The organism is Sphingomonas sp., from assembly GCF_035555815.1.
GTDB lineage: Bacteria > Pseudomonadota > Alphaproteobacteria > Sphingomonadales > Sphingomonadaceae > Sphingomonas.
Map to the genome: position 1 here is coordinate 1 of NZ_DATMGG010000169.1, position 10,073 is coordinate 10,073.

15 protein-coding genes are annotated in these 10,073 nt (G+C 69.5%); 5 read left to right on the forward strand and 10 right to left on the reverse strand.

Features of this window, described 5'->3' with window-relative positions; all coding sequences use genetic code 11:
* The 4 genes from hisF to hisB all read right to left on the reverse strand — a co-directional run.
* Positions 1-758: imidazole glycerol phosphate synthase subunit HisF (hisF, locus tag VNR91_RS09310; protein WP_325490486.1), on the reverse strand; the 758-nt coding region annotated here is incomplete at its 3' end.
* Positions 755-1,474: a 1-(5-phosphoribosyl)-5-[(5-phosphoribosylamino)methylideneamino]imidazole-4-carboxamide isomerase gene (gene hisA, locus VNR91_RS09315; RefSeq protein ID WP_325490487.1), complete on the reverse strand. Its 720-nt coding sequence runs from the start codon at positions 1,472-1,474 to the stop codon at positions 755-757. The genes hisA and hisF, both read right to left, overlap by 4 nt.
* Before the next feature lie 25 nt (positions 1,475-1,499).
* A complete protein-coding gene (gene hisH / locus VNR91_RS09320; protein ID WP_325490488.1) occupies positions 1,500-2,108 on the reverse strand; it encodes an imidazole glycerol phosphate synthase subunit HisH in 609 nt (202 codons plus the stop codon).
* Complete coding sequence (gene hisB, locus VNR91_RS09325) at positions 2,108-2,695, reverse strand: imidazoleglycerol-phosphate dehydratase HisB (RefSeq protein ID WP_325490489.1); 588 nt, start codon at positions 2,693-2,695, stop codon at positions 2,108-2,110. Before hisB ends, hisH begins: the two co-directional genes overlap by 1 nt.
* A 73-nt stretch (positions 2,696-2,768) precedes the next feature.
* Here hisB and VNR91_RS09330 point away from each other — a divergent pair, with 73 nt between their 5' ends.
* The 5 genes from VNR91_RS09330 (at position 2,769) to VNR91_RS09350 (ending at position 6,272) form a co-directional block, all read left to right on the forward strand.
* Positions 2,769-3,248 carry an SspB family protein gene (locus VNR91_RS09330; RefSeq protein WP_325490490.1) on the forward strand — a complete coding sequence of 160 codons (480 nt, stop codon included), beginning with the start codon at positions 2,769-2,771 and terminating at the stop codon, positions 3,246-3,248.
* 75 nt (positions 3,249-3,323) lie between these two features.
* On the forward strand, positions 3,324-4,715 hold the full coding sequence (gene fumC, locus VNR91_RS09335; protein ID WP_325490491.1) for a class II fumarate hydratase: 1,392 nt from the start codon (positions 3,324-3,326) through the stop codon (positions 4,713-4,715).
* A 52-nt stretch (positions 4,716-4,767) separates the two neighbouring features.
* Positions 4,768-4,983 (forward strand): hypothetical protein, encoded by a 216-nt coding sequence (locus VNR91_RS09340; RefSeq protein WP_325490492.1) that lies wholly within the window; start codon positions 4,768-4,770, stop codon positions 4,981-4,983.
* Positions 4,984-5,014: 31 nt separating this feature from the next.
* Positions 5,015-5,671 carry a guanylate kinase gene (gene gmk, locus VNR91_RS09345; RefSeq protein ID WP_325490493.1) on the forward strand — a complete coding sequence of 219 codons (657 nt, stop codon included), beginning with the start codon at positions 5,015-5,017 and terminating at the stop codon, positions 5,669-5,671.
* Positions 5,672-5,687: 16 nt separating this feature from the next.
* Positions 5,688-6,272 (forward strand): hypothetical protein, encoded by a 585-nt coding sequence (locus VNR91_RS09350; RefSeq protein WP_325490494.1) that lies wholly within the window; start codon positions 5,688-5,690, stop codon positions 6,270-6,272.
* Here VNR91_RS09350 and VNR91_RS09355 read toward each other — a convergent pair.
* The 6 genes from VNR91_RS09355 to crcB are packed head-to-tail and all read right to left on the reverse strand — an operon-like array spanning position 6,249 to position 9,926.
* Entirely contained in the window at positions 6,249-6,950 is a 702-nt protein-coding gene (locus tag VNR91_RS09355; RefSeq protein ID WP_325490495.1) for an ATP12 family chaperone protein, read from the reverse strand. The genes VNR91_RS09350 and VNR91_RS09355 overlap by 24 nt on opposite strands.
* The gene (locus VNR91_RS09360) at positions 6,947-7,165 is read right to left on the reverse strand and encodes a hypothetical protein (protein WP_325490496.1); all 219 of its coding nucleotides are present in this window, start codon (positions 7,163-7,165) and stop codon (positions 6,947-6,949) included. Before VNR91_RS09360 ends, VNR91_RS09355 begins: the two co-directional genes overlap by 4 nt.
* Positions 7,162-7,848: an HAD-IA family hydrolase gene (locus tag VNR91_RS09365; protein ID WP_325490497.1), complete on the reverse strand. Its 687-nt coding sequence runs from the start codon at positions 7,846-7,848 to the stop codon at positions 7,162-7,164. The genes VNR91_RS09360 and VNR91_RS09365 overlap by 4 nt, the downstream gene beginning before the upstream one ends.
* Positions 7,845-8,444 (reverse strand): FMN-binding negative transcriptional regulator, encoded by a 600-nt coding sequence (locus VNR91_RS09370; protein ID WP_325490498.1) that lies wholly within the window; start codon positions 8,442-8,444, stop codon positions 7,845-7,847. Before VNR91_RS09370 ends, VNR91_RS09365 begins: the two co-directional genes overlap by 4 nt.
* 22 nt (positions 8,445-8,466) lie before the next feature.
* Positions 8,467-9,558 (reverse strand): RluA family pseudouridine synthase, encoded by a 1,092-nt coding sequence (locus tag VNR91_RS09375; RefSeq protein ID WP_325490499.1) that lies wholly within the window; start codon positions 9,556-9,558, stop codon positions 8,467-8,469.
* A complete protein-coding gene (crcB, locus tag VNR91_RS09380) occupies positions 9,555-9,926 on the reverse strand; it encodes a fluoride efflux transporter CrcB (RefSeq protein ID WP_325490500.1) in 372 nt (123 codons plus the stop codon). Before crcB ends, VNR91_RS09375 begins: the two co-directional genes overlap by 4 nt.
* Between the last annotated feature and the right edge of the window lie 147 nt (positions 9,927-10,073).

Consider the following 10,073-nt stretch of genomic DNA (forward strand, 5'->3'; position numbering starts at 1 on the left):
GGGATGCCCGCCGCCGCCAGCGCGGCATGGGCGTCGGCGATCGATGCCTGGCCGAAGTGGAAGATCGACGCGGCCAGCACCGCGCTGGCATGGCCGTCGCGGATGCCCGCGACCAGGTCGTCGAGCCCGCCGACGCCGCCGCTGGCGATCACCGGCACCTGCACCCGATCGGCGATGGCGCGGATCAGGGTTAGGTCATAGCCGTCGCGGGTGCCGTCACGGTCCATCGAGGTGACGAGCAATTCGCCCGCGCCCAGCGCCGCCAGCCGCAGCGCGTGATCGATCGCGTCGATGCCCGTCGCGCGGCGGCCGCCGTGGGTGAACACCTCCCAGCGCTCCTCGTCCCTGGCCCCGACGCGGCGGGCATCGACCGAGGCGACGACGCACTGGCTGCCCATCCGCTCGGCGATCTCCGACACCAGCTCGGGACGGGCGACGGCGGCGGAATTGACCGCGACCTTGTCCGCGCCGGCCAGCAGCAGCGCCCGCGCGTCTTCGACCGACCGTACCCCGCCGCCGACGGTCAGCGGCATGAAGCACACCTCGGCCGTGCGGCGGACGACGTCGACGATGGTGTCGCGCCCCTCATGGCTGGCGCCGATATCGAGGAAGCACAGTTCGTCCGCGCCGGCGGCGTCATAGGCGCGCGCCTGCTCGACCGGGTCGCCGGCATCCTTGAGGTCGACGAAGTTGACCCCCTTGACCACCCGCCCGTCGGCGACGTCGAGGCAGGGGATAACGCGCGCGCGGACGGTCATCGCGCCGCCACCGCGATCGCCTCGGCCAGATCGAGCCGGCCGTCGTAGAGCGCGCGGCCAGTGATGACGCCCTCGATGCCCGGCCGCCCGGCCAGCGCGTGGATATCGGCGATGTCGGCGACGCCGCCGCTGGCGATTACGGGAATCGCGACCGCTTCGGCCAGCGCGGCGGTCGCCTCGACGTTGCAACCCTTGAGCAGCCCGTCCCGGCCGACGTCGGTGAACAGCAGCGCCGCCACCCCGGCATCCTCGAACCGGCGGGCGAGATCGGTGGTCGAGACGGTCGAGACGTCGGCCCAGCCCTTGGTCGCCACCATGCCGTCGCGCGCGTCGACCGCGACGACGATCCGGCCGGGATGGTCGCGGGCGGCCTGACGCACCAGATCGGGATTCTCCAGCGCGGCCGTGCCGATCACCACTCGCGCCACGCCGAGGTCGAGCCACCGCTCGATCGCCGCGCGATCACGGATGCCGCCGCCGAGCTGGACCTTGCCCGCGAACGACTGGAGGATGCCCGCCACCGCGCCGCCGTTGACCGAATCGCCGGCGAACGCGCCGTCGAGGTCGACCACGTGCAAATGGCTCGCCCCGGCGTCGGCAAAGGCGGCGGCCTGTGCGGCGGGATCGTCGCCATAGACGGTGGCGCGCGCCATATCGCCCTCCGCCAGGCGCACGACCTGTCCGGCCTTGAGGTCGATGGCGGGGAAGACGATCATCCAAACATCCTTGTGAAACGAAAGCTTACGGCCGCCAGTCGAGGAACCGTGCGAGCAGTTCCAGCCCGTAACGCTGGCTCTTCTCGGGGTGGAACTGGACGCCCAGCAGGTTGTCGCGCCCGATCGCGGCGGTCAGCGTATCGCCGTGCCGGGTGGTGGCGACCACCGAGTCGCCAGTGAAGGCGTAGCCGTGGAGGAAATATGCCTCGCCCGGCGCGATCAGTGGGTGGGGGGTGAGGGGGGTCACATCGTTCCAGCCCATGTGCGGCACGCGCACCCCTTCCGCCGGGACAACCGGCCCGACCTCGCCGGCGATCCAGCCCAGCCCGTCATGAACGCCCATCTCGCGCCCGCGCGTCGCCATCAACTGCATGCCCACGCACACGCCCAGGAACGGCACGCCGCCGTGCAGCGCGCGCTCCTCCAGCGCCTCGATCATGCCGGGGATGCCGCGCAGCCCGCCCGCGCAGGCCGCGAACGCGCCGACGCCGGGCAGCACGATGCGATCGGCGCGGCGCACCACGTCAGGGTCGGCGGTGACCGCGACGTCGCGCGCGCCCGCCGCCTTCAGCGCGTTGTGGACCGAATGGAGGTTGCCGGCGCCATAGTCGATCAACGCGACGCCCGCGCCCATCAAAGGATGCCTTTGGTGCTCGGGATCGCGTCCGCCTTGCGCGGGTCGATCTCGATCGCGGTGCGCAGCGCGCGCGCCAGCCCCTTGAACGCGCTTTCGGCGATATGGTGGTTGTTGGCGCCGTACAGCGTCTCGACGTGCAGCGTCAGCCCGGCGGTCTGCGCGAAGCTGTGGAACCAATGCTCGAACAGCTCGGTATCCATCTCGCCCAGCCGCTTCTGGGTGAACGGCAGCTTGCACACCAAATAGGGCCGGCCGGAAATGTCGAGCGCGACGCGGGTCAGCGTCTCGTCCATCGGCGACAGCGCGTCGCCATAGCGGCGGATGCCTTTCTTGTCGCCCAGCGCCTGGGCAAAGGCGGTGCCCAGCGCCAGTGCGCTGTCCTCGGTCGTGTGGTGCTGGTCGATGTGGAGGTCGCCCTCCGCCTTCAGCGTCACGTCGATCAGCGAGTGACGGGAGAGCTGCTCGACCATGTGGTCGAGAAAGCCGATTCCGGTCGAGACATCATAGATGCCGGTGCCGTCGAGATTGATCGCGACCTCGATCCGGGTTTCGCCGGTGGCGCGAGTAAGGCTGGCGGTGCGCATTCGCAGCCCAATAGCGTGGTTGCGCCGCGGTGCAATCTTGACCGTCATCGCAAAGGAGGCCAGCGTAGGCGCGATGAGTAACCCAGTTGTCGACAGCCTGATTCCCTACGACGAGATCGTACAGGAAGCCCTTCGCGCGGTGGTAGGCCGCGTGCTGGGTTCGATCGCGAGCAGCGGCGAGCTGCCGGGCGAGCACCATTTCTACATCACCTTCAAGACACAGGCGGCCGGGGTCGATATCCCCAAGCGTCTGGTCGAACGGTTCCCCGATGAAATGACGATCGTCATCCAGCATCGGTTCTGGGATCTGAAGGTCGATGACAAGGGGTTCAGCGTCGGGCTGAGCTTCAACCAGGTGCCGTCGAGCCTGGTGATCCCGTTCGCCGCGATCACCGGTTTCCACGATCCGGCGGTCAATTTCGAGCTGCGCTTCCAGGCGCTCGAGGACGAGGACGGCGAGCCGCACGAGCCGGCGGACAACGACGAGCCGGCGGTGACGCTGGTCGAGGACGGATCGAACGTCGTCGCGGTCGATTTCAAGCGCAAGAAATAGTTCGCCGCTGGAGGGTTGCCCCGGCCCGCGGTGATTGTCACAGCGCCCGCGTGACGTGACAACGCGGAGGCGATGATGGCTGGCGAGACCCGTACCGAAACCGATTCTATCGGCGCGATCGAGGTGCCGGCCGACGCCTATTGGGGCGCGCAGACCCAGCGCAGCATCGAGAATTTCCCCTTCGGCCCGACCGAGCACATGCCGATCGGCATCGTCCACGCGCTGGCGCTGGTGAAGCAGGCGGCGGCGCGGGTGAACCGCCGCCACGGCCTGCCCGCCGAGATCGCCGACGCGATCGAGGCGGCGGCGGCGGAGGTGGTCGCGGGCAAGCTGGACGACCAGTTCCCGCTGGTGATCTGGCAGACCGGCAGCGGCACCCAGTCGAACATGAACGTCAACGAGGTGATCGCGGGCCGCGCCAACGAGATGCTGGCCGGCACGCGCGGCGGCAAGACGCCGGTGCACCCCAACGATCACGTCAACATGGGCCAGTCGTCGAACGACAGCTTCCCGACCGCGCTGCACATCGCCGCGACGATCGCGGCATCGCGTGACCTGTTGCCGGCGGCGGAGCGCCTTTATGCCGCGCTCGACGCCAAGGCGCGGGCGTGGGCGGGCATCGTCAAGATCGGCCGCACCCATTTGCAGGATGCGACCCCGCTGACGCTGGGGCAGGAGGCGTCGGGCTGGGCCAACCAGATCTACCGCGCGAAACGGCGGATCGAGCCGGCGCTTGAGCATGGCACGCAGCGGCTGGCGCAGGGCGGCACGGCGGTCGGCACCGGCCTCAACGCGCCTGCGGATTTTGCCGGCGAATTCTGTGCGGCATTGCGGGAAATCACCGGCATCGGCTTCATCCCGGCCGAGAACCCGTTCGAGGCGCTCGCCTCCAACGATCCGCTGGTGCACCTGTCGGGCACGCTCAACACGCTGGCGGTGGCGCTGACCAAGATCGCCAACGATATCCGCCTGCTCGGCTCTGGCCCACGCTCGGGAATCGGCGAGCTGATGCTGCCGGCCAACGAACCGGGCAGTTCGATCATGCCGGGCAAGGTCAACCCGACCCAGTGCGAGATGCTGACGATGGTCGCGGCGCAGGTGATCGGCAATCACACCGCGATCACCGTCGGCGGCTTGCAGGGGCATCTGGAACTCAATGTGTTCAAGCCGATGATCGGCGCGGCGGTGCTGCGGTCGATCCACCTGCTCGCCGTGGGCATGGACAGTTTCGCCGAACGCTGCGTCGCGGGGATCGAGGCCGATGAGCGACGAATCGGCGAACTGGTCGGGCGCTCGCTGATGCTGGTCACCGCGCTCGCGCCCGAGATCGGCTATGACAACGCCGCGAAGATCGCCAAGCACGCCCATGCCGAGGGGCTGACGCTCAAGGAGGCGGGGCTGGCGCTGGGGCTGGTCGACGAAGCGACGTTCGACCGGGTGGTGCGGCCAGAGGCGATGGTCGGCTGACGGAACCGATCCGGCCGCCGAACGCTCTGGTTGAAACTTCAGGAGCATATTCATGGGTCTGGCAACGGTAGGCGCGGCGCTCGGGGCGATCATCGACGGCGCGAGCGGCGACGACAGCGCGGTCGACGGCGCGATCATCGGCGGCGTCGCGGGTACGGTGCTCAAGGTCGCGCTGCCCGTCGCGGTGACCTTTGCCACCGGGTGGCTGGTGCTGAAGGGGCTGGGCAAGCTGCGCGACGCGGCGGCAGGACGCGCATCCGCCGCTTGACGCGCCCCCGCCGGCCACGCCACTAGCGTGCATGGCCCACGGTCCCGAAGACGATCCGCATAAATTCCGGCGCCGCGGCGTCCTGTTTGTCCTGTCGTCGCCGTCCGGCGCCGGCAAGTCGACGATCGCGCGTAAGCTGCTGGAGGCGGAGCCGACGCTGGGCATGTCGGTGTCCGCGACCACCCGGCCGATGCGGCCGGGGGAGGTCGACGGCAAGGACTATCATTTCGTCGACCTCGAACGATTCCGCGACATGGTGTCGGACCATGAGTTCCTCGAATGGGCGCATGTGTTCGGCCATCGCTACGGCACCCCGCGCGCACCGGTCGACGCTATGCTCCATTCGGGGCAGGACGTGCTGTTCGACATCGACTGGCAGGGCGCGCAGCAATTGTTCCAGATCGCCGGCGGCGACGTGGTGCGCGTGTTCATCCTGCCGCCGTCGATGGAGGAATTGCACCGCCGGCTCACGTCGCGCGCCACCGACGCGCCCGAGGTGATCGACGCGCGGATGGCGCGGGCGGCGGCGGAGGTCAGCCACTGGGACGGCTATGACTATGTGCTGGTCAACGACAACGTCGATCGCTGTTTCGAATGCGTGCGAACGATCCTGGCGGCGGAGCGTTTGAAGCGTTCGCGCCAGACTGGCCTGATCGGGTTTATCCGGGGGCTGATGACCGCGACATAACGGTGGGAGAGAGATGATGGCACGTGCATTGCTGGGCGGCATCCTGGGCGGGGTCGCGATGTGGTTCATCGGTTTCATCTTCTGGGGCACGCCGCTCAACCGGCTGGCCTTCTCCGTCGCGCCCGATTCGGCCAATGCCGCGATCCAGTCGACGCTGGCCGCACAACTTGGGCCGAGTGGCACCGGCGTCTATTCGGTGCCATGGCCCGGCACTCAGGCGGGCAGCTATCTCTACGCGCAGGGGCCGACCGCGCTGATCCAGTTCAACACGCACGGATTCGCGGTGGTCGACAGCGCGTCGTTGGTCGGCGGGCTGGTGCTGGGCATCATCGCGGCGGTGCTGGTGGCATTCGCGCTCCGCACCGTCTCGACCGGGCTGAGCTTTGGCGGGCGGCTGACGCTGGTCGGGCTGTTCGCGATCGCGATCCCCGCCTACACCGACCTGGGCCAGATCGTGTTCAACCACGCACCGGCGGGCTATTTCATCTACCTGTTCTTCAGCGACATGCTGGCGTTTCTCGCCGCCGGGGCGATCATCGCCTGGATGCTGCCGAATGCGGCCGTCGAACCGGTGGCGTCATACCCCCCGACCGAAGTGTGACAGCAACCGAGCGCCCGCGTCGAAATCGGCGCGGTGCGCGGCGGCGGACTGGAGGGCAAGGTCGTCCTCGCCCCATTGCTCCGCCTGCCAGTCATCGTCGATCCGCGCGGCGTGCCATACGGTGTCGGCATCGGCCGCGCCCTCCAGCAGCGCCAGCGCGGCGACCAGCGATCCGGTGACGGTGACGATGTGGGACAGGCCGGCGAGTTCGAACGGCGTGCGCGCGGCGATGGCCTCACCCAGCCGCGCCAGCGTCGCTTCGGGCTGGGCGCGGTGCATCACCCCCGCCGTCGTCTCGAAATGCACGTCGTAGCGCGCGCGTGCCCAGTCGAGCAGCGGGTCCCATGCCGCACGCTGGCGCGCGACCAGCGGGGCGGGCTCCTCGGCGCGGTAATACAGCAGGTCGCTCTCGCCATAACGCGCCAGTCCGGCGGCGAAGGTGGCGGCGTCGGGCGCGATCTTGTCGATCGCCGCGTTGGCCAGGCCGGTCAGCGGCATGTCGCGCGGATCGATATCGTCGGCGACGGCGCGCCATTCGTCGGCGATCGCCTCCGCCAGCGTCCGGCCCGGCACCGTCAGCGCGGCGCGGCCCGGTGTCCGTACCCGCCGCCCGTCGAGCGTGATGCCGAAGCCGTCGCCGTCACGGACGACCTCCACCGTTTTCCAGAACCGCTTCATGCCTCGGGTGGGGTCCGCCAGCGCCGCGCCAGCGCGAGCGGCACCACCGCCATCATGTACAGCGCCGCCAGTACGATCGCGACGCCCAGCGCCTTGGTCGGCCAGTCGTGCGCGCGGCCGATCAGGACGATGCCCAATACCGCCCCGGCGGCGGCGGCGAGGCGGGTGCCGACCATGGCGAGCCAGCGGTTGCGGGCGGAAACGTCGTTGCTCATGCTGCGGAGATAGGCGCGCCGGCCACGCAGGCAAGCAGCGCCGGCGCCAGTTGATCGGCGCGCGTCACCACTTGCCGCGCGCCGGCCTCGGCCAGTTCCTCGGGCGCGTGATAGCCCCAGCCGACGCCGATCGCGGCGACGCCGGCGTTGGCCGCCATCATCATGTCGTAGCTGGTGTCGCCGATCATCACCGTGGTGTGCGGTGCGGCGCCGGCCTCGGCCATCGCGGCCTCGACCATCGACGGGTGCGGCTTCGACGGGTGGCGGTCGGCGGTCTGCAGCGTGACGAAGCGATGGGTGATGCCGTGATGCGCGAGCAAAAGCCCCAGCCCGCGATCCGATTTGCCGGTGGCGACTCCCAGCACCCAGCCGGTATCGTCCAGCGTCGCGATCGTCTCCGCGATCCCCTCGTACAGCGGCTCCGCCGCCAGCGTGCCGGTGCCACGCATCGCCTGGAACACGCGCTTGTAATCGTCGGCGAGGATGCTGTGCAGGGCGTCGTCGCCTTCGGGGTGCAGGGCGGCGACCGCTTCGACCAGGCTGAGCCCGACGATCCGCCGGATCGAGTCGCGCCCGGGCACCGCCAGCCGATGCGCGGCGAAGGTCTCCTCCATCGCGCGGCAGATGTTGGCGCCCGAATCGGCGAGTGTGCCGTCGCAATCGAACAGCGCGAGCCGGTTCATGCGATCGACCGCATCCAATGGGCGATGCCGCGCCGGCCCGATGCCTCGACACCGTCCGCCGCCGCCAGCCGTGCCGCCGCCGGCTTGTTCTGGCCGAGCTTGATCGTGCCGCGCCACGCGGTCACCTCCAGCCGGAAGCCGACGATCGCGTTCAACATCGCGTCGATCTTCTTCGGGTCGGCCTTTGCGCGGGTCCAGGGCATCTTGGGCAGCGGGGCTTCCTGTTCGGCGGAAAGCTGGTCGATCTGCGCCAGCAGCGCGTCGCGGTCCATGCGCCGGATACGGCCCTCCAACTCGACCGCGACGTAATTCCACGTCGGCACCTGATCGGCATCGAGCCCGTACCAGTCGGGGCTGATATAGCCGTCCGGCCCGATCACGGTGAACAGCGCGGTCGCACCGTCGAGATGGCGGGTGAGGCCGTTGCCGCGCGCGATGTGCAGCCCGATCGTGTCGTCGTCGATCCATACCACCGGCAGGTGCGCGACACGCGGGCCGTCCGGCGTCGCGGCGAACAGCGCGCCGAAACCGACCTGAGCGACCAACTGGCGCATCGCGGCGCGGTCATCCCAGTGAAAGGCGGGGTTGGGGTGCATCGACGAGCCTATAAGCGGGAAATCAACGGGGCTGGCCCCGCGCGCGGCGTTCGCCCTTGCGGTCCTTGCGGATCGTCTTGGCGTGGGCCTTGGCCTGCGCCTTGATCGCGGCGCGTGACGGGGGCGGGGCCTCCTCGGGCAGCGGCTGGTCGCCGAACGACAGGTCGAATGCCAGCAGGTCCATGCTCTCGGCGAAATGGTGCGGCAGTTCGGCGGTCACGTCGACCTTGCCCCCGTCGGGGTGGTCGATGCGGATGCGGCGGGCGTGGAGGTGCATCTTGCGGCTGACCCCGCCAGTCAGGAATGCGTCCTTGCCGCCGTATTTGCCGTCGCCGACGATCGGGTGGCCGATCGCCGCCATATGCACGCGCAACTGGTGCGTGCGCCCGGTCAGCGGCTGGAGTTCGACCCACGCCGCGCGGTTGCCGGCCTGTTCAAGCACGCGGTAGCGAGTTCGGGAGGGGAGGCCCTCATGCTCGCTGACATGCATCTTCTCGCCGCCGGTGCCGGGCTGTTTGGCGATCGGGAGCTCGATCAGCCCGTCCTCGATATCCGGCACGCCGACCACCAGCGCCCAATAGACCTTTCGCGCGGTGCGGCCGGAAAAGCTCTTGGCGAAGAAGGCGGCGGCGCGGGCGGTGCGGGCCAGCAGCAGCGCGCCCGACGTGTCCTTGTCGAGCCGATGGACCAGCTTGGGCCGCCCTTCCGCCTCGAACTGGAGCGCGTCGAGCAGGCCGTCGACGTGCGAGTCGGTCTTGGTGCCGCCCTGCGTGGCCAGGCCGGGGGGCTTATTGATGACGATCGCCTGCGGATCGCGGTGGATCACCATCGCCTGGGCATAGGCGGTCTCTTCTTCGGACAGCGGCGGGCGATCGCGCTTTGGCCGGGGCGCGGTCGCCTTGGCCGGTTCCGCCGGAGGGACGCGCAACACCTGTCCCGCCGCCAGCCGGTCGCCCGGCGTCGCGCGGGCGCCGTCGACGCGCAACTGCCCGGTGCGCGCCCAACGCGACACCAGATTGAAGCTCGCCTCGGGCAAATGGCGTTTGAACCAGCGGTCCAGCCGGATGCCGTCGTCGTCGACGCCGACGGTAAACTGACGCACGCTGTCGGTCATGCGATCGCCCTCACCGCATAGAGGCCGGCGAACAGCGCCAGCACCGATCCCACCACCGATACCAGCGCATAGCCGATCGCGCTCGCCGCGTCGCCGCGCTCGATCATCGTCACCATGTCGAGGGAGAAAGCGGAGAATGTGGTGAATCCACCCAGGACCCCGACGCCGAGCAGCAGCCGCGTCGGCTCGCCGGCGCTGGTGCGGGCGAGCGTGCCGGCGAGCACGCCCATCAGCATCCCGCCGATCAGGTTGACCGCCAGCGTGCCCCAGGGATAGCCCGGCCCGAACGCGGCGAGCGTCCAGCGGCCGGTCAGATGACGCGCGCCCGCGCCGATCGCGCCGCCGATCATGACGAGAAGGATGTTCATCGCACCCGACTAGCCGGGTCGGGCGCCGACGTCACGTCACCGATGGGTCGGCGCGATTCAATTTCCGTTGTTGGCGATCAGATCGATGTTGGTGCCGCCGCCGGTGCGATCGGTCAGGTACAGCACATAGGCGCCGCCGTCGCGGCT